At 46.6% G+C, this 18,305-nt stretch carries 16 protein-coding genes; 11 read left to right on the forward strand and 5 right to left on the reverse strand.

Going from position 1 to position 18,305, the window contains the following annotated elements; all coding sequences use genetic code 11:
• Together JGK20_RS28805 and JGK20_RS28810 are read left to right on the forward strand one after the other, a co-directional pair.
• Positions 1 to 550 (forward strand): ShlB/FhaC/HecB family hemolysin secretion/activation protein (locus JGK20_RS28805; RefSeq protein ID WP_293233027.1); only part of this gene is annotated, 550 nt, incomplete at its 5' end.
• The gene (locus JGK20_RS28810) at positions 496 to 747 is read left to right on the forward strand and encodes a BamA/TamA family outer membrane protein (RefSeq protein WP_293233029.1); all 252 of its coding nucleotides are present in this window, start codon (positions 496 to 498) and stop codon (positions 745 to 747) included. The genes JGK20_RS28805 and JGK20_RS28810, both read left to right, overlap by 55 nt.
• 87 nt (positions 748 to 834) lie before the next feature.
• Here the strand turns inward: JGK20_RS28810 and JGK20_RS28815 are convergent, their stop codons facing one another.
• From JGK20_RS28815 to JGK20_RS28835, 5 genes are all read right to left on the reverse strand, one after another.
• Complete coding sequence (locus JGK20_RS28815; protein ID WP_293179190.1) at positions 835 to 2,028, reverse strand: AIPR family protein; 1,194 nt, start codon at positions 2,026 to 2,028, stop codon at positions 835 to 837.
• A gap of 236 nt (positions 2,029 to 2,264) precedes the next feature.
• On the reverse strand, positions 2,265 to 2,480 hold the full coding sequence (locus JGK20_RS28820) for a hypothetical protein (RefSeq protein ID WP_293179187.1): 216 nt from the start codon (positions 2,478 to 2,480) through the stop codon (positions 2,265 to 2,267).
• A gap of 23 nt (positions 2,481 to 2,503) precedes the next feature.
• Positions 2,504 to 2,854 (reverse strand): DUF5615 family PIN-like protein, encoded by a 351-nt coding sequence (locus tag JGK20_RS28825; protein ID WP_293179184.1) that lies wholly within the window; start codon positions 2,852 to 2,854, stop codon positions 2,504 to 2,506.
• Positions 2,848 to 3,186 (reverse strand): DUF433 domain-containing protein, encoded by a 339-nt coding sequence (locus JGK20_RS28830; protein WP_293179181.1) that lies wholly within the window; start codon positions 3,184 to 3,186, stop codon positions 2,848 to 2,850. The genes JGK20_RS28825 and JGK20_RS28830 overlap by 7 nt, the downstream gene beginning before the upstream one ends.
• A 14-nt stretch (positions 3,187 to 3,200) precedes the next feature.
• A complete protein-coding gene (locus JGK20_RS28835; RefSeq protein WP_293179178.1) occupies positions 3,201 to 3,437 on the reverse strand; it encodes a hypothetical protein in 237 nt (78 codons plus the stop codon).
• 405 nt (positions 3,438 to 3,842) lie between these two features.
• Here JGK20_RS28835 and JGK20_RS28840 point away from each other — a divergent pair, with 405 nt between their 5' ends.
• From JGK20_RS28840 to JGK20_RS28880, 9 genes are all read left to right on the forward strand, one after another.
• Positions 3,843 to 4,460, forward strand: coding sequence for a Uma2 family endonuclease (locus tag JGK20_RS28840; RefSeq protein ID WP_293179175.1), 618 nt, complete (start codon positions 3,843 to 3,845; stop codon positions 4,458 to 4,460).
• Between the two features lie 52 nt (positions 4,461 to 4,512).
• Positions 4,513 to 7,437: a filamentous hemagglutinin N-terminal domain-containing protein gene (locus tag JGK20_RS28845; RefSeq protein WP_293179172.1), complete on the forward strand. Its 2,925-nt coding sequence runs from the start codon at positions 4,513 to 4,515 to the stop codon at positions 7,435 to 7,437.
• 61 nt (positions 7,438 to 7,498) lie between these two features.
• Entirely contained in the window at positions 7,499 to 10,633 is a 3,135-nt protein-coding gene (locus tag JGK20_RS28850; RefSeq protein ID WP_293179169.1) for an S-layer family protein, read from the forward strand.
• A 694-nt stretch (positions 10,634 to 11,327) separates the two neighbouring features.
• Positions 11,328 to 13,943, forward strand: coding sequence for a CHAT domain-containing protein (locus tag JGK20_RS28855; RefSeq protein WP_293233031.1), 2,616 nt, complete (start codon positions 11,328 to 11,330; stop codon positions 13,941 to 13,943).
• A 514-nt stretch (positions 13,944 to 14,457) separates the two neighbouring features.
• The gene (cruF, locus tag JGK20_RS28860; protein ID WP_293233033.1) at positions 14,458 to 15,396 is read left to right on the forward strand and encodes a gamma-carotene 1'-hydroxylase CruF; all 939 of its coding nucleotides are present in this window, start codon (positions 14,458 to 14,460) and stop codon (positions 15,394 to 15,396) included.
• 487 nt (positions 15,397 to 15,883) lie between these two features.
• Positions 15,884 to 17,074: a 2'-O-glycosyltransferase CruG gene (cruG, locus tag JGK20_RS28865; RefSeq protein ID WP_293179160.1), complete on the forward strand. Its 1,191-nt coding sequence runs from the start codon at positions 15,884 to 15,886 to the stop codon at positions 17,072 to 17,074.
• A gap of 3 nt (positions 17,075 to 17,077) precedes the next feature.
• Positions 17,078 to 17,224, forward strand: coding sequence for a hypothetical protein (locus tag JGK20_RS28870; RefSeq protein WP_293179157.1), 147 nt, complete (start codon positions 17,078 to 17,080; stop codon positions 17,222 to 17,224).
• 16 nt (positions 17,225 to 17,240) lie between these two features.
• The gene (locus JGK20_RS28875) at positions 17,241 to 17,828 is read left to right on the forward strand and encodes a type II toxin-antitoxin system antitoxin SocA domain-containing protein (protein WP_293179154.1); all 588 of its coding nucleotides are present in this window, start codon (positions 17,241 to 17,243) and stop codon (positions 17,826 to 17,828) included.
• On the forward strand, positions 17,800 to 18,177 hold the full coding sequence (locus JGK20_RS28880) for a hypothetical protein (RefSeq protein WP_293179151.1): 378 nt from the start codon (positions 17,800 to 17,802) through the stop codon (positions 18,175 to 18,177). Before JGK20_RS28875 ends, JGK20_RS28880 begins: the two co-directional genes overlap by 29 nt.
• Positions 18,178 to 18,305: the final 128 nt, after the last annotated feature.

Here is an 18,305-nt window from a genome sequence, read left to right on the forward strand (position 1 = left end):
TGATGCTGCGGAAATTGAGGGGAAATCGCGAACTTACGAGTTAACTTACCGCCAGCCGATCGTCGAAAAGCCCGATCGCACTTTGGCTGTGGGAGTAACTTTTTCGCGCCAAGAAAGCGATACATTCCTGTTGGGAGAAAGATTTGCGCTGTCAGCGGGAGCAAACGAGCGCGGCGAAACGCGGGTTTCGGCGGTGCGGTTTTTTCAAGAATACGTGCAGCGGAATACCCGACAAGTGCTCGCAGCGCGATCGCAGTTTTCCATCGGTACCAATTTTTTGGGTGCTACTGCGAACGATAGCGGCCCTGACAGTCGCTTCCTGGCGTGGCGCGGACAAGCGCAGTACGTGAGGCTGCTAGCGCCGGAAACCTTGCTAATAGTGCGTTCCGACATTCAGTTCGCCGATCGCCCGCTGCTTTCCCTCGAACAAATCGGGATCGGCGGCGTGCAAAGCGTGCGCGGATACCGGCAGAGGTGCGTATCCCAGTTTGGCGCGTGCCGAAAGTCAAAGGATTGTTGCAAGTCGCTCCGTTTGTGGATTTTGGGGTAGGCTGGAACAATTCCGGAGAAAAAGCGAATGCTGACTCTGACAAACTTTTGGGTGCGGGTGTTGGATTGGTGTGGCAAATGGGCGATCGGCTGAATGTGCGTTTAGACTATGGTATTCCTTTGATTAATGTCCGAGGGGGCGATCGAACTTTCCAGGAAAAAGGCTTCTACTTTCGGATCAATTATTTTCCGTTTTAATATTGTAGGTTGCGTTGAGTGCGATCGAAACCTAAATCTTCTGACCATCTGCCTCTTCGACTTGTTAGCCCTCTACTGAAGACTCAATTAGATTTGGACAAATTTCATGGCAATTATATTTGTGAGAGTATTCCAAGTACTTTTGGAACGACCGAAAGAAGCCGCGCTTGACCGTGCTTCGGCTTTATATGTATCCCAAAGGCGATCGACAAGCATCATTCCATATTTCTCCCACAATTCTTCCACAGGACTGATCCACTGACCATCTTTAATCAAAAGACGGAAAGCTGCTAAAACAGGCATCACAAACGGTGGTGCAACAGTAAGGTTAAAGGTTCGCCCTGTAATCAAAGTAGATGGTTGATTACTGCATCCACTGACTTTAGAGATGACAATCTTTTTGCCATTGCTACTGTGCCCATTCAGAGCTTGATGAGTCTCCATAACTTTTTCCTCCAACCACAAAATCTCAGGTAACAAAGGGAGAATATGTTCGTAATTTTTGTTACTCCATTTACTTACAAGAGAACCCTTGCCCGTATAGGCAGTTATGGGATGACTCTCTTTTCTGAAATCAAACAGCTCATTATTCAGCAAAGCAAGTCGTTGAACAAGATCCACGACAGTGTATTTTGGAGCATTATCTGGGTTATCCTCAAATTCATTTGGCTTGAAAATCACATTTTTGCGATATTCTGGAGGTAAATGCTTTTCAATTGCCTGCCAGTCCCCTTCAAGATTCTTTAGTGCATAATCTGGCACTGCCTTGGATAGATTTCTGGCACGACTAATACTTGCAACATTCTCTTCATCAACCCCAACTGCTACCGTGACTTGAACATGAGCTTCGTGAATAGTTGGATAATTTTCTCCTCGCTTGTGCTTCCCATATAGAGCGTGCATCAGAGCCTTGTAGGTGTGTCCTCCATTAAGAACACCGTGCCCCAGAAAGTCTTCTGTTTCTTCGTTCGGCTCATTGTATATGATTCGGACTTTAAAGTCTCCGCCCTCAACTCGTTTCGCTTGAAGGGAGTCAACAACCAGCATAATTCCGTTGTTGTTATAGATAAACTGCTGCGGTTCTAACCTTAAGGTTTCTAGCATAGCCTTTGCAGGCTTTGCAGTCAGGTCAGCATTCCTAGCATTTGGTCCGAAAGGAAAACCTTGTGGTAAATCTTTAACTGCTAATGTTAAAGACCAAAGCTGCCGCTTATCGTCGCTATCTTGAAACACGCGACAGGCAGATTTGGCAGAGAATTGAACTTGCTGCTTATCTTTCATAATTCACTTTTCCTTTGTTCAACAGAACGATTAATTAGGTTCAACAGAACCTATCTACTAATCTAGCACAGATTTTTGAAAAGGCAAGCCTAGTAAATATCCTCTTTTAGCCAACTCACAAAAATTAGAGAGCTAATTGTATGGCAGTTGGGGTGCAATACTGGATATAATCGAAGCATCCATCTTTGCCAGTTGACGTTGAAGAATACTCAGATGATCTGTATCCAGTAAATATTTCATAGCTCATCTTGAGCTTTGAGGAGAGACTCATCCCCTTGGCGAATCGCTCGTCCATAGGCAAGTAGCTCCTCAAAGGCAGGTTCATCTTTGAAAGACCCTATAATTTGCTGCAACCAATTCGTCGGTTGAGAAGCTACAATTTGGTTCTGCAACTGGGCGATCGCTGCTTCCACTACTGCAAGCCGTTTCTCTAAAGAAGTGTTAATTGCCATTTGAGTTTCCCTAGTTAATCCTTTCACCACGGGAGGTACTGAACTTGACCTTCCAACTCTCCCTCCTGACTGCACTCTACAAGGACAAGAATGTCCTCAATCACTCGTCCGATCGGAGCATCCGTGCTAATTTCGATCACCCCTGGCATCGGCTGACTTTGCCTCACTCGATCGTAGGCATAGCGAGTAATCGTAGCGACATCGTGAGTCAGCAGAATACGCCCTTCCTGCGCTGCCCACTCTAAGACGGTTGGATCATCTTTCCCTGACAGCCCAACATCTTGTACGCGAACGATGTCGAGCTTTAGGTTACGGCGAAATAACCCTCGAACGATCGTATTGTCGAAGTTTTCATCAGCAAGAAATTTTAACATGGTTCTTGCGCTGTTTTGCGGGCAAGCAGGCGATCGCGCAAGCCTTGTGGGTCGAATTTTGCTTGATTCATAGTGCGAATCTCTTGCGATTGCTGCCGTCGCTGTTGCAAGTACGCTTCTACTTCCGATTCGTGCTTGAGATAGAAGGCGATCGTGGCATAAACGTCAGCTAGATTCAGAGACGGATAGCGATAAACAGTTTCTTCTGCGGTCGCGCCCTGCTGAAAAACACCGATTACAGTATCTAATGTAACGCGAGTTTTGCCGACGAGAATCACACCATCTTCATTTGCATTTAAAGGAGCCCGTTCAGCTACGATTGTCAGTGTCATAAGCATCTTCAAATTCAATATCCCAATAGTAGCAAATCCACTCGTCGCGCTTCCAACATTGCAGCCACGTCCTCATCTGTCGGTGCGGGTTGGTCTGTCTTTAGCAAGCCTCGCATCCGCTGAATCGCACCAGAACGATCGCCCCTGGTAACTGGCGGATATTGCAAGGACTCAATGATGGCGCTCACTAACGCAAGGCGATCGCTCGGTGGCAGTTTGAAGACCTGCTCTTTGACTTCTTCTAGCAACATAGACGGCTCCTAAGATTGAAGGTGTCTACCATCTAGTATGAACGATTGCGTTCTCCATGACCAGGTAGAATTAGCTCTGTTCCCGGTAACTCATTCAAACTCATGACTCTTTCTCCTCTGAGTTATATCAAATCCCGTAGCATCAGAATTTTTCATCTCTCTTATCTCCCTCTGTGTTCTCTGCGTTCTCTGTGGTTAAATCACGATCGTGCAACGGTCAACGATCTTACATTCAAAACCTTTGATAAATTTCTCACATTTTAGCGCTGACAGTCAAATTTTATTAAGTGGCGGTCTCGATCGCTACTTGGATCGCGATCGCACTGATACGATCCAAATATATAATTATAATGGAACCGGAAACGATATAAATCCTAACCTAGTTAACACAAGAGGGCTTGTCTTATGGTTCAGACAAAAACTAAACTAACATTTGTAGAGTTTATCGAAAAGTACCCCGACGGATCGGGCATCTACGAACTTGTAAATGGAGAGATTGTCAAAGTGGAAGCAACCAGAGCTCATAAAAATGTAGCACGATTTCTAGTATTTGGCTTTAACGATGAAATCAGGCGCTTGGAACTTGACTATATCGTTGACAAAGATATAGTTTTCAGAACTGTAACAGCGAGGGGGCAAGAGCAAGGCAGAAATCCTGATGTCGGCGTGGTCAAGGCATCAGTATGGAATAGCAATGTCCGCGGCTACGGAGCCCTTACCGAACCTATACAATTAGCAGTAGAAGTAACTTCAACTAACTGGGAAGACGACTATGTTGATAAGTTGGATGAGTATCAACGGCTCGGTATTTGTGAATATTGGATTGTGGACTATTTAGCTATCGCTTCTAGGGCTTATTTAGGTAATCCCAAAATTCCCACAGTTTTTGTTTACTCTTTGGAAAATGACCGCTATTTAGTTCAAAGTTTTACAGGTAATGAGCGCATTATCTCTAAAACTTTTCCCGAACTAGAAATCACTGTAGAGCAAATTGTGATTAGCAGCCAAATGCAAAACCTTTAGAGAAACGAGATGAGCTTACACAGATCGACTTTATCCTAAAAATAATTTTTTTATGCCTCGCTTACATTACTCCCTACTGTTTGCCTTCCTGTTGCTATTTCCCGCAAGTGCGATCGCCCAAATCATCCCCGACAGCACTTTAGGTGCCGAAAGTTCGCGCCTTGTACCGGATACAATCAACAACTTACCCTCAGATCGCATTTCAGGAGGCGCAACTCGCGGCTCTAATCTCTTTCACAGTTTCCGCTCCTTCAACATCGGTGAAGGGCGGGGACTTTATTTTGAAAATCCCAGCGCAGTTTCTAACATCTTCACCCGCGTCACGGGCGGGCAACCCTCAAATATTTTAGGAACCCTCGGAGTCCAAGGCAATGCCAACTTATTTTTAATCAACCCGAAAGGAATTGTCTTCGGCCCCAATGCAAGATTAGATTTGCGCGGTTCATTTGTCGCTTCAACGGCTGACAGTATTGTATTTAATAACGGCTTTGAATTCAGCACCACCACAGGGCAAACATCCCCACTGTTAACAGTTAATATTCCAGTTGGTCTGAGATTTAGAGACAATCCCGGTACAATTGTCAATCAATCCACAGCTACAGGAACAGTCAATCTCCCAGGAACATCTCCCGTAGCGATTCCAATTACCGAGAGAGTTGGCTTAGCAGTAGACAAGGGTCAAACTTTAGCACTGATTGGCGGCGACATCCAAATCCCAGGCGGCAATTTAACCGCTAGTGGCGGACAAATTTTGCTCGGTAGCGTAGCCAGTCCTGGTTTAGTAGATTTGGCACTAACCCCTGGTGTATCCGGGCCTGGTAATCTTACTTTAAATTATGGCAACATTCAAAACTTTGGCAATATTCAAATATCCAATGGTACGCTGATTAACACGAGTGGAACAGGTGGCGGTAGAGTAGAAATAACAGGTGGAAATATCGGTATCAACGCTGCACAAATATATGCGTTCACCTTTGGAAATGCTGGCGGAAAAGGTATTGATATAAACGCCCAAAAAATGCAAGTAAAAAATGGCACGCAATTGTCTACTTTCACTTTAGGAGATGGTGCTGGAGGTAATATCAATTTGCGCGGTGCTGATTCGGTAGAAATGAGCGGGCAGGGAATTGAGAGCTTTCAACAAATTGTAATTAAATATCTCCTATCGGGAACAGTTGACCCTTTTGACCCTAAGTTTATGTTTTTTAACGGTACTGCTGGCGCCGGAAATGGGGGAAGCGTCAACATCGATACCGGACGGCTGCTGATGCGCGATGGGGTAGTAGGTAGCGGCATTACTTTAGGTGCTGGAAATGGCGGCAATCTGAATATCCGCGCCAACACTTTTGAAATCGCGAGTTCTGGAATCAACAACGCCACAGCTAAAGATAGTAGCGGTGCCGGAGGAAGCATCAACCTTGATGTTGGGCGGTTAATTATGCGCGATGGTTCCCTTCTCGGCAGTACGAGTTACAGTAACGGGCCGTCGGGAAATATCACCGTAAAAGCTGCTGAATCGGTAGAACTGTCCAACTCCAGTAGCAGAACTGCTATATCAACTGGAATCAGCACTCTCAGTATCGGTTCTAGCGGCAGAGCAGGGGATATTACGGTTGATACCAAGCGCTTGAGTCTTGCTGACGGTTCTGCTTTTACATTAGGAACAGGTATATTAGTGGGCTTTCTGTTTTCCAGGAACGGCGGAGCGGCGGGAAACTTAACAGTTAGGGCCAGCGAGTCAGTGGAAATTACAGGAATTTCTCCTGTTTTGACTAGCGGGAATCGCACTGATAGTGCGCTGAGTTCTGCAACTTTGAGTTCTAGTCGGGGCGGGAATATCCGCGTCGATACGCCGAGGTTGGTGGTGCGGGATGGGGGGCTAATTTCTACGAGATCTTTTGGTGCTGGAAATGGAGGTGATGTTACTATTAATGCCGATCGCATTGAAGTCAGTGGCATCAGCAGTAACGGTTTATCTGTCAGTTCAATTGATGCTTCTGTCGGCAGCCGGTTCCCGATTAATAGTCCCAACCCGACGGCGAATGCTGGCGAATTGAATCTTAATACCCGTCAATTGATCGTTCGGGATGGCGCTACAGTCACGGTGCAGGCTAGGGGAACCGGACGGGCTGGTAATATCAATGTTGTCGCAGATGCAATTTCCCTTGACGCCAAAAGCAGCATTGACGGCACAACTGTATCCGGTACGGGTGCAAATATTAACCTGCAAGCAAAAAGCATTGAGTTGCGACGCGGCAGCCGGATTACTACCGATGCAGGTAATTCCGACGGCGGTAACATCAATCTCAACAGCCAGATTCTAGTCGCCCTCCCCCAAGAAAATAGCGACATCACCGCCAACGCCCGCACCGCAGGTGGCGGCCGCGTCAATGTTAATGTCCCGAATGTCTTGGGCTTTGCAGCAGTCGGCCGGGAACAAGTCAGAAGCAGGTTGAATCTCAGTGACGCGCAATTTGCAGCTTTGCAAGTCAGTCCTACTTCTCTGCTTGAGAGTAGCGACATCGCCGCGATTTCTCAAAGTGCAGGCCCGGCTTTGCAAGGTACTGTTACTTTTAGTTCTTCTGGGGTGAATCCCGCTCAAGGTTTGGTAGAATTGCCACAAAATGTGGTGAATCCGGCTGCATTAATTGCGGCAAATCCCTGCATTGAAGGAGCCGATAACGAGTTTACTGTTACTGGTCGGGGGGGAGTGCCTCCTAGCCCCAATGACTCTCTGGGTAGCACAGAAACACCGTTTCCGTGGATAGAAATAGAAGAGGAAGGAAGAAGGAAGAAGGAAGAAGGAAGAAGGAAGAAGGGAAGAAGGGAAGAAGGTGAAATTCCCGATCGGGAAGTTGTTCCTGCTCAAGGCTGGGTGATGAATGAGAAAGGGGAAGTTACGCTGGTGGCTGCGGAAGTTGCCGGTCAATTTCCACAGCGCACGAGGCGTCCTGATTCTGTTTGTCAGCCTCGATAACTACAAACAGGGCAAATGCTAGAAATTTTATGACCGAATGTTAGCTAACAAAAGGTTGATTATGATTTTCCAATATCTCTACTTATGGCAGATTTGCCAAATTAATGAACTCAAAGACCGAGACAAATACTATATTTTAAGAGTGATTTACCTTTTAGATCGAGATCGGTCGATTACGAAAAGAAAAACGGTTCGTAGTGCGGACTTTAGTCCGCTTTTATTCTGCGGACACCAGGACGCACTACGAACTTTACTTGTTGCGGTCAATCGACGGAACCTGATATTATTTGCATTTTTTTACCTGTGTCTGTTTGCTGAAAGTGCGATCGCCCAAATCGTCCCCGACAGCAGCTTGGGAGCAGAAAGTTCGCGCCTTGTACCCGATAATATCAACAACTTACCATCAGAGCGAATCACTGGTGGTGCCACTCGCGGCGTGAATTTATTTCACAGTTTTCGAGAATTTAACATCAAAAGTGGAGAGGGAGCTTATTTTGAAAATCCCAGCGGAATTGCTAACATCTTCACCCGCGTCACGGGCGGGCAACCCTCAAATATTTTAGGAACCCTCGGAGTCCAAGGCAATGCCAACTTATTTTTAATCAATCCCAGAGGACTTATTTTCGGCCCCAACGCTCGGTTAGATTTGCGCGGTTCATTTGTCGCATCAACTGCTGAGAGTATTGTATTTAATAACGGCTTTGAATTCAGCAGCACCACAGGGCAAACATCCCCGCTGTTAACAGTTAATATTCCAGTTGGTCTGAGATTTAGAGACAATCCCGGTACAATTGTCAATCAATCCACAGCTACAGGAACAGTCAATCTCCCAGCAACATCTCCCGTAGCGATTCCGATTACAGATCGAGTTGGCTTAGCAGTAGACAAGGGTCAGACTTTAGCACTGATTGGTGGCGACATCCAAATCCCAGGTGGCAATTTAACTGCTAGTGGCGGACAAATTGCACTCGGTAGCGTAGCCAGTCCCGGTTTAGTAGATTTGGCACTGACATCGAGTCCACAGCAGGGGAGTTTAAGTTTAAATTATGGCAACATTCAAAACTTTGGCAATATTCAAATATCCAATAGTACGCTGATTAACACGAGTGGAATAGGTGGCGGTAGAGTAGAACTAAAAGGTGGAAATATCGGCATCAATGCTGCACGAATATATGCGCTCACCTTCGGGAATATTGATGGAAAAGGTATTGATATAAACACCCAAAAGTTGCAAGTGCAAAACGGGACGCAATTGTCTACTTTCACTTTTGGAGATGGTGCTGGAGGTAATATCAATTTGCGTGCTGCTGATGCAATAGAAATCAGCGGGCTGGGAATTGAGGGCTTTCAACAGATTGTAATTAAATATCTGGCATCGGGACTAATCGACCCATTAGCTGCGAACTTTGTGTTGCTTAATGCTACTGCTGGCGCTGGAGCAGCCGGAGACATTAAAATCGATACTGGACGCCTGCTGATGCGGGATGGTGCAATATTTGGCGGCATAGCTTTTGGTGCTGGAAATGGTGGAAATTTAAGCATCCGTGCGAATACTTTTGAGATTCAGGGTTCTGGGAGCAACAACGCAACAACGAAAGGGAGTACCGGTGCGGCAGGAAATATCACCGTTGATGTCCAAAGATTGATCCTGCGCGATGGTGCTATTCTCGCCAGCACTAGCTACAACGCTGCCCGATCGGGAAATATAACAATTAAAGCTGCTGAATCGGTACAATTGTCGAACACCATTTCTCAAACTGCTGTCGCAAGCGGCATCAGCACGCTTACCATCGGCTCTACCGGAAAGGCGGGAGATATCACTATCGATACAAAACGGCTGAGTCTTTCTGGGGGCTCCGCGTTCACCTTGGGGAGCGGTGTTTCGGTTGGCGGAGTTATCTTCTCTACGAATGGGGGGCCAGGAGGAAACTTAACTGTTAGGGCTAGCGAATCAGTAGAAATTGCAGGTATTTCTGAAGTTTTGAGCAATGGGAATCAAGTTGCTAGTGCTTTTTCCTCTGGAACAATTAGTTCTAGCCGGGCCGGGGATATCCGCATTGACACGCGAAACCTGATTCTGCGGGATGGGGGCTTCATTTCTTCTAATTCTTCGGGTAAAGGAAACGTGGGGGATATTACGATTAATGCCGATCGCGTCGAAGTAAATGGTAGTTTAGGTAATCCTCGTTTTAACAGTTCTATTGATGCTTCTGTTGGCAAGGCGACGGGTGATAATCCCAATGCTACGGCAAATGCAGGTTCGGTGAACTTGAATGTCGATCGATTGATTGTCCGGAATGAAGGCAATGTGACGGTGCAAGCTTTGGGAACCGGGCGCGCTGGTAATATCAATATTGTCGCAAATGCGATCGGCCTTGACAACAAAGGTAGCATTGATGGTAGAAGTGCATCCGGTGTCGGAGCAAATATTAACCTGCAAGCACGAGACATCCAATTGCGCCGCGGAAGTCGAATTACCACCGATGCGGGTACTTCTGAAGGTGGCAATATCAATATTAATAGCAATACTTTGCTCGCCCTCCCCCAAGAAAACAGCGACATCACCGCCAACGCCCGCACCGCAGGTGGCGGCCGCGTCAATGTTAATGTCCCGAATGTCTTGGGCTTTGCAGCAGTTGGCCGGGAACAAGTCAGAAGCAGGTTGAATCTCAGTGACGCGCAATTTGCAGCTTTGCAAGTCAGTCCCACATCTCTGCTTCAAAGTAGCGACATCACCGCGATTTCTCAAAGTGCTGGCCCGGCTTTGCAAGGGGCGGTAACATTTACTGCTTCTGGGGTAAATCCCGCTCAAGGTTTAGTAGAGTTGCCACAAAATGTGGTGAATCCGGCTGCGTTAATTGCTGCTAATCCCTGCGTTGAAGGAGCCGATAACGAGTTTACTGTCACGGGGAAAGGAGGAGTGCCACCGAGTCCTAATGACTTTCTTGGTAGCGCACAAACGCCGTTTCCGTGGGTGGAAGCAGAAGGAAGTTCGGCAACGAGCGCTGTACGGGATGTAACGGATGTAACGGATAGAAGTCCGAAGGAAGAAAGGGAAAAAAAAGCTCGGGAAGTAGTTCCGGCGCGCGGTTGGGTGGTGAATGAGAAAGGGGAGGTGACGCTGGTTGGATACAATCCAGGTAATGCTGCTGAGTCTCGCAATCCTCGATCGAATTCTCTTTGTCCGTCGCGCTGACAAGATGTTTTTTACGGCGGATAAACGCGGATTAATTGGGTGCATCTCAATGCAAGCAAATATGTTTGTATGGGCTATAGCATGACCGCAGTGAATATAAGATTATAACTAATAACTTATATGCAGTCATGCTTCTTCAGGCTTCAAAAACCAGATGCACCCGATTAATTGGTGATTGGTAAGTGGTGTACTGAATTTAAATTGTCTATTTTAATGCAATACAATTGAGAGCAGACCGCCAAGAGAGCAAAAGCCATGTGAAAAATAAATTCTGCGATGGGAGCATCTCAGTTTTGCTATAGTGCGAGCGTCCCCGCTCGCGTGCGTCCCCGCTCGCGAGCGTCCCCGCTCGCGTGCGTCCCCGCTCGCGTGCGTGTATAAGCCAATACGGTTTACTTAAGACAGTCCGTTGGAAAAACGAGGTGAAAAATAGACGCTGCGATTGCCGCGCGTGGACGTTCGCAATGACAAAAAAGCATTAAGTAAACCGTATCGATTGCTTCGTTCCTCGCAATGACAATTATCACCCAATACAGTTTACTTAGGACGGTACAGGGGGAAAAAGCAATGTGAAAAATAGATTCTGGGATTGCTTCGTTCCTCGCAATGACAATTATAACCCAAGCCTATTGTATTTTAATGCCCTATTTCACCCTCTCCCACTCTCTCCCCGTCTTCCTACAAGTGCTTGAATATGAAATTTACCCGATCGCTCCGACAAGCAATTCTCTTATTTCTGATATCCTGTCTGCTAGCGGTGGCGATTCCTCCCGCAGTTGCTCAGATGCGGTCACCACCAGCGGTGCAGCTTGTCCGACAAGCTCGAACTCTGTATGCTTCAGAACGTTTTTCCGAAGCTGTGCCGCTGTTACAGCAAGCGGCGACGCAATTTGAGGCAAAAGGTCAAAATCTCGATCGCGCGGCGGCTTTGAGCAATTTAGCTGCAACCTACGGGCAACTAGCGCTTTGGGAACAAGCAGAACAAGCTGTGAATTCGAGTTTGTCGGTGGTGCGGGCGCAACCCAAAACTCCCGAACAGCAGCGGATTTGGGCGGAAACTCTCAACATTCAAGGACAGATTAAACTCGAACGGGGGCAGACTCAAGATGCGATCGACATTTGGACGCAAGCTGCTAAATTTTTTGAGCAAATTGATAGCAAAAATCAACTTTTGCAAGTTCAAATCAATCAAAGTCGAGCTTGGGAAACTCTCGGACTTTACCCCAGAGCTTGCAAAATATTGTTAGGTTCTTTGAACCTGGAAAACAAAACCTGTGAAGTTTTGCCCGCAGGCTTAGTAAGTTTGAAAAATCAATCTGTTTCCTTAGAAAATATTCGGGCAATTAATGCTTTAGCCAGGGTGCTGCGGGTTTTGGGACAACTGGAACGCTCGGAGGATTTGCTGTCAGCGGGAATGGAAGCAGCCCGAAAAATAGGTGTCCCACAAGAAGAGGCTGCAATTTATTTGAATTTGGGAAACACAGCCCGGGCTAAAAGCAATAAACCGGGTTTGAGTATGGAAAAGCGGACTGATTTGGAACGCTCCGCCTTAGAATATTATGCTCTAGCGGCAGAGGCGATGCCGGGGAAATCAACTATCGGGATGCAGGCGAGGTTGAATCAATTGAGTCTGTTTGCAGATAGCCAAAATGCCTCAGAAGCAGAGATTTTGTGGCGTTCTCTTGAACCTCAAGTCGCTCAATTCCCCTCCAATCGTGCTGGGCTTTACGCTCAAATTAATCTAGCACAGACCTTGATTAAATTGGATAAATTACCAATCGGTACTCCAGGTTTGAGCGATATCGCTCAAATGCTTTCCTTGGCTGGGGAATCGGCAAACCGTTTGGGCGACAAACGAATACAAGCTTATATTTTAGGAGCTAGGGGCAAGGTTTACGAACTCAAACAACAGCATTCTATAGCTGAAACTTTGACTCTTGAAGCTTTGAGTTTAGCACCGGCGTTTCAATCTCCCGATATTGCCTATCAATTATTGTGGCAACTCGGACGGATTCGGAAAGCTCAGGGGAATACAGAAGGGGCGATCGTTCAATATACTCAAGCTGTAAATGTATTGTCTTCTCTGCGCGGCGATTTGGTAACAGTTAATCCCGAAGTGCAATTTTCGTTTCGGGAAAGTGCCGAACCAGTTTATCGGGAATTAGTCGGGCTGCTGTTGCAAGATGAATCCCCCACTCAAGATAAGTTAAAACAGGCTCGCCAAACGGTGGAATCTTTGCAGTTGGCGGAATTGGATAACTTTTTTCGGGATGCTTGTGCTGATGCTAAACCAAAGTCGATCGAGGAAATCGATCCGACGGCGGCGGTGATTTACCCAATTATTTTGAGCGATCGTTTGGAGGTAATTTTGTCAATTCCCGGCAAGCCTCTGCGCCGCTATACGACTAAGAAGTCTCAATCCGAGTTAGAAACAGCCTTCAGACTAGCCAAAAATACCATCAGGCCTTCTGCTTTTGTGCGCGACAGGTTCCCACCTATTCAACAGGTTTACGACTGGTTAATCCGCCCCGCAGAAGCCGATTTGACTGCCAGCGGGATTAAAACGCTGGTATTTGTGCTCGATGGTTACTTGCGAAATCTGCCGATCGCAGTGCTGCACGATGGCGAAAAGTTTTTGGTAGAAAAATACAGTATTGCTTTGGCGCCGGGACTGCAATTGCTGGCACCGAAACCGCTCAGCCAAGTAAAGTTAAAAGTGCTAACAGGTGGCTTGTCGGAATCGCGTCAAGGCTTCTCGGCTTTGCCGGGGGTGAAAGAGGAACTCGAACAAATTTCAGCCCAGATGCCGGCGAGTGCGCTGCTGAATCAAGATTTTGTCAGCACGCAGTTGCACGATCGCATTAAAGCTTTGTCTTACCCGATCGTCCATTTAGCAACTCACGGTCAGTTTAGCTCGAATGCGGCGGATACTTTTATTGTGACTTGGGATCAAAAAGTAAATGTTAAGGAGTTCGATCGACTTTTGCGATCGCGCACTGGGGAGAAACAACAGCCGATCGAGCTTTTGGTGTTGAGTGCTTGCGAAACTGCTTCCGGCGATAACCGGGCCGCATTGGGTTTAGCTGGCGCCGCAATTCGATCGGGTGCTCGCAGCACAGTCGCCACCCTTTGGCAAGTAAACGACGAATCTACCGCTATTTTTATGACTGAGTTTTACCGCCAGCTTGGTGGTTCTAAAGCCAGCAAAGCTGAAGCCCTCCGCAACGCTCAATTAACCCTGCTGCAAAACGAAGAGTATCAAAATCCTTATTTCTGGGCGCCTTTCGTGCTAGTAGGGAATTGGCAATAAGTTGACTGTTGACTGTTGACTGTTGACTCCGAAAGCAGTTTGTAGGGGCGGTGCCCCCTGGCCCGCCCTCTTAGTTGGGTGGTTTTATTGTCGGGAAAAGAAATCTGAAACTACCAAAATTATCGATCGAAGATTGGCTCGTGCTTGGGCCAAGGTACGTAGTTGCGCTTCAGCGCTCTTTCCTAGATCTCAGCAAAGAGTGCTCCCATCAAGGTATGTAGTTGCGCTTCAGCGCTCTTTCATAAGATCTAAGCAAAGAGGGCTCGCATCCCAACAACGTACCTAATTTGTGTAATGACTGCTGATTTTTGGGACGGGTTCTGGGGATCTTCCCAGCTATTTTTGCAATTTTGTATAGGCTTGTTGCAACCAGACACTCAATCAGCAACGGGGTTTCTCGGGCTTGGGCGCAAATCTTGGAAAAATGCCGGTGCCCTATTGGTGTTGGTTTATTGTAAAAAATTGTAAACTGTAACGAGTGCTTTCTGCATCTAATATTTTTTCGAGGAGTCCCATGAAGCAACTTTTGATAGCTGAGCGCTTTTGCCTGATTGCCCACGTCTTGTCAATGGCCTTTGGATTGGCAGGGTTGCTGCTGATTTTACCCCATCCCGAATTCGTGATGAATTTATCGCCCGCCGGACAAACTTTGTTCCAATGGGGGATGGCTGGGGGTGGAGTAGTTTATATCATTTTTGGCGCAGCAGCGGTTGCTCTCTATGCCTATCGGACGTTGGGGCTGGGTGCAACTCTGACATTTTTGCTGCCTTCTGTGTTTTTATCTTTGAGTAGCGAGTTGTTGGGAACGAGTACGGGTTTTCCCTTCGGCCATTACCACTATTTAAGCGGGTTGGGCTACAAAATTGCAGGGCTGGTGCCGTTTACAATTCCCATGTCGTGGTTTTATCTAGGACTGGTTTCATATATAATTGCTCGCGCTGGGCTGGCTGGTGGTAAAGGCGAATTGAATTGGGTGCGCCAAATAGGCGCGATCGCCCTTGGCGCTCTATTATTGACAGCTTGGGATTTTGTACTAGATCCGGCGATGAGTCAAACTTCTGTACCTTTTTGGGAGTTTGAGGAACTTGGCGCTTTCTTTGGGATGCCTTACCGCAATTTGGCGGGCTGGATGGGCACCGGGGCGCTGTTTATGTCCTCCGCAGCTTTCTTTTGGAGAAAAACTTCGATAAAATTAGAGCGATCGGAATTGAGTTTGCCTTTAATTGTTTATTTGGTAAACTTTGCTTTCGGAGCAATTATCACTGTCACTTCCTTGGATTCTCGGTTCTGGTTCCCAACATCGCTAGCTGTGCTTCTGGGTGTAGTTCCGGCGATCGTATTAAGCTCGATCGCTAAACCCGCAGCAGATGACATAACAGAAGCAATTCCGTCTTTGGAATCTGCTCTCAAAGCTGAAATTCCATCTCAGCGCGTAGGCGCTTTGCGGAAGTAAGCGGCTGATGAGGAATCATATCGTTTCCGGTCGATTGACTGCAATAATATTCGTTCGTAGTGCGGACTTTAGTCCGCACTCAGGCTGCGGACTTAAGTCCGCACTACGAACCGTTTTTGTTATGGTAATTGAGCGGACACGAGCTCACTGCTGATTTGGCAAAAATTCACAGGAAATTTTGAGCTAATTTAAAAACCCGGTTTTAACAAGAAACCGGGTTTTTCAGCAATTATATTTTCATGCCAAATTCCTGTAATATGTTTGATGTCATATCGTGTCCGATCGTCAATTAACCGCAATAATATTCGTTCGTAGTGCGGACTTTAGTCCGCTCCGATCTTGCGGACTAAAGTCCGCACTACGAACCGTTTTTGTTGTGGTAATCGATAGGACATGATATCAAAAGTTGATTAAATTTTTCAAATTGACACCAGCCGTAATTCCAAATTATTCAATTGAAAATCTAAAATCTAAAATCTAAAATCCTATGATCGATCCTAACCACCTTACAATCATCATCCCTGCCGCACTTTTGCTGTTGCAATTACCCGCTACCGCCCTTTTAATGTCGCGGTTAATTAAAGGCCCATCGCGCATCCCGCCCCTGGAACCAGATTCCCCGACGCTGGACTTGTTGGGTGCTTGTACTGCGGTGGTGCCGACTTTGAACGAAGCAGAAAGAATTGCACCTTGTTTGGAAGGATTGAGTCACCAAAGTTACGAGCTCCGAGAGGTGGTAGTTGTTGACAGCTATTCGGTAGATGGAACAGGGGATTTAGTCAAAGCTGCCGCCGAAAAAGACCCCCGGTTTCGCTTAATTAACGACGATCCGTTACCGCCTGGTTGGGTGGGGCGTCCGTGGGCGCTGAATTGGGGTTTTTTGGCAACTTCCGAGAAGTGCGAGTGGATTTTGGGGATAGATGCGGATACTCAGCCGCATCCGGGTTTGATCGCGAGTTTGCTCAAAACTGCTGCTGCTGGAAATTACGATTTGATTTCGCTGTCGCCGCAGTTCATTCTCAAGTATCCGGGCGAGTTGTGGCTGCAACCTGCGCTGTTAATGACTTTGGTGTATCGCTTCGGCCCCACGGGAACTGGCGGGGATGTGCCGGAACGGGTGATGGCAAACGGTCAGTGTTTCCTCTGCAAGCGCGAGGTTTTGGTGGCTTTAGGGGGCTATGAAGTCGCAAAAGGTTCTTTTTGCGATGATGTGACTCTGGCTCGCTATGCTGCGGCTCAGGGCTTTAAGGTGGGCTTTTTGGATGGGGCGAAAGTCTTGAAGGTGCGGATGTATGAGGGGGCGATCGAGACTTGGAATGAATGGGGGCGATCGCTCGATCTCAAAGATGCTGCTTCTAGCGGTCAAATTTGGGGCGATTTGTGGCTGTTGTTGGCGGTTCAAGGTTTGCCGGTGCCGATCGTCCTTTGGTATTTGCTATCGGGTTCCCTACCTGCGATCGCTGTATCTGGGCAGTTTGGGCTGTGGGGATTGAATGTATTTTTGGTTGCGGTGCGATCGGCTTTGTGTTTTGCGATCGCTCCGAGTTACGATCGCACCCAAGCTTCTGGTAAATGGCTATTTTGGCTGTCACCTTTAGCCGATCCGTTAGCGTTTGTGCGGATTCTAATTTCTGCGTTTAATCAGCCGACTCAGTGGCGCGGCCGCAAGTATAGTTAGCTTATGAGAGGCGGATCGCGATTGGAATGGGCGATCGAATTTACATTTGTGCGATCGGCTGATTTGATATTACACTCGCGACTCAGTTTCAATTATAATAGTATGTATCGATATGCTGCCAATCTGGCGATCGAAAAGTATTTGTTCTAGACTGAGGGTCGGAGCTATGATCGACTGTCTCAATTTGGCTCGCTACTTCATTATCAGAGCTTATGAAGATGGTATAGAAGCTGACATGACTAATATGAAGATTCAGAAGCTTTTATACTACGCACAGAGCTTGCATTTGGCACTCTATGATGAGGCCTTCTTTGGAGAAGAAATCCAAGCATGGCGCTACGGCCCTGTTTGTCCTCCTGCTTATAGGTTTTACAGTGAGTTTGAAGCTAGCCAGCTACCTATTCCTAACAAAGAATCCTTATTGCAGCTTACCTCTGATAAGCAAGAGCTTTTAGAAGAAATTTGGGGATATTTCGGTGGTTATCATGCTTATGGATTAAGCAATATGACTCACGGTGAATTTCCTTGGAAAAAAGCTCGTAAAGGTCTACTTCCTGAAGCAAGTTCAACGGAGCCAATTCTTCTCGAAGACATGAAAGCATTAGGTTATCAGAAGCTCGATTTGATAGAGCGCAAGCACCCCGCATACGAACTAGCAATGTCTGAAGTTTTGAAGGATACCTTTGATTCCGAATCATCAAATCGTATTGAAAAAGGAGAAGTCCATGAGTGGCTCAACTCCCTTCTCGATTGAAGCTTCCGACAATTTCAACCGTTCCTTTAAAAAACTTGCAAAAATTCACGGAGCTAGCTTTGTTGAAATAATTTCAAAAGTTTTGGAAGAATTAATTGATTACCAATATCCAAACAATTCCCGTAATGAGCCTTTACCGGGAAAAATTAAGTTGCCAGAAGAATGGACATTTCACAAGATAGATTTTAGGATTGCTAAAGGAGCTTCGGGACAGATTAGACTAATGTACTTAGTTAACGCAACTACTTGTATTATTAAACTCGTTTGGATTTACAGTCACGAGCAGTTTTCAAAACGTCCTGCTGATGCGGATTTAAAGAGTGTACTTAGAGAAATTTTAGAATTTTAAATCAACAAACTGAACAAGACTTCGGAGAGTTTAATTGCCGCTCCAAAGATAGCTTTAAACCCGGTTTCTACGAGTTTTGCGTTGACGATAAATCTACAAAGAAACCGGGTTTTTGAGGTCAGGAATGC

The sequence above is a fragment of the Microcoleus sp. PH2017_05_CCC_O_A genome (assembly GCF_020738785.1).
In the GTDB taxonomy this organism is placed as follows: Bacteria; Cyanobacteriota; Cyanobacteriia; order Cyanobacteriales; family Microcoleaceae; genus Microcoleus.

What these genes read in the sequence shown, in the direction of transcription:
- JGK20_RS28880 (WP_293179151.1), top strand. Translation starts at nt 17,800, where the DNA reads ATGAGTGGCTCAACTCCCTTCTCGATTGAAGCTTCCGACAATTTCAAC.
- JGK20_RS28870 (WP_293179157.1), top strand. Translation starts at nt 17,078, where the DNA reads ATGAGAGGCGGATCGCGATTGGAATGGGCGATCGAATTTACATTTGTG.
- JGK20_RS28820 (WP_293179187.1), bottom strand. Translation starts at nt 2,480, where the DNA reads ATGGCAATTAACACTTCTTTAGAGAAACGGCTTGCAGTAGTGGAAGCA.
- JGK20_RS28840 (WP_293179175.1), top strand. Translation starts at nt 3,843, where the DNA reads ATGGTTCAGACAAAAACTAAACTAACATTTGTAGAGTTTATCGAAAAG.
- JGK20_RS28845 (WP_293179172.1), top strand. Translation starts at nt 4,513, where the DNA reads ATGCCTCGCTTACATTACTCCCTACTGTTTGCCTTCCTGTTGCTATTT.
- JGK20_RS28815 (WP_293179190.1), bottom strand. Translation starts at nt 2,028, where the DNA reads ATGAAAGATAAGCAGCAAGTTCAATTCTCTGCCAAATCTGCCTGTCGC.
- JGK20_RS28830 (WP_293179181.1), bottom strand. Translation starts at nt 3,186, where the DNA reads ATGACACTGACAATCGTAGCTGAACGGGCTCCTTTAAATGCAAATGAA.
- cruG (WP_293179160.1), top strand. Translation starts at nt 15,884, where the DNA reads ATGATCGATCCTAACCACCTTACAATCATCATCCCTGCCGCACTTTTG.
- JGK20_RS28850 (WP_293179169.1), top strand. Translation starts at nt 7,499, where the DNA reads ATGATTTTCCAATATCTCTACTTATGGCAGATTTGCCAAATTAATGAA.
- JGK20_RS28855 (WP_293233031.1), top strand. Translation starts at nt 11,328, where the DNA reads ATGAAATTTACCCGATCGCTCCGACAAGCAATTCTCTTATTTCTGATA.
- JGK20_RS28825 (WP_293179184.1), bottom strand. Translation starts at nt 2,854, where the DNA reads ATGTTAAAATTTCTTGCTGATGAAAACTTCGACAATACGATCGTTCGA.
- JGK20_RS28835 (WP_293179178.1), bottom strand. Translation starts at nt 3,437, where the DNA reads ATGTTGCTAGAAGAAGTCAAAGAGCAGGTCTTCAAACTGCCACCGAGC.
- JGK20_RS28875 (WP_293179154.1), top strand. Translation starts at nt 17,241, where the DNA reads ATGATCGACTGTCTCAATTTGGCTCGCTACTTCATTATCAGAGCTTAT.
- cruF (WP_293233033.1), top strand. Translation starts at nt 14,458, where the DNA reads ATGAAGCAACTTTTGATAGCTGAGCGCTTTTGCCTGATTGCCCACGTC.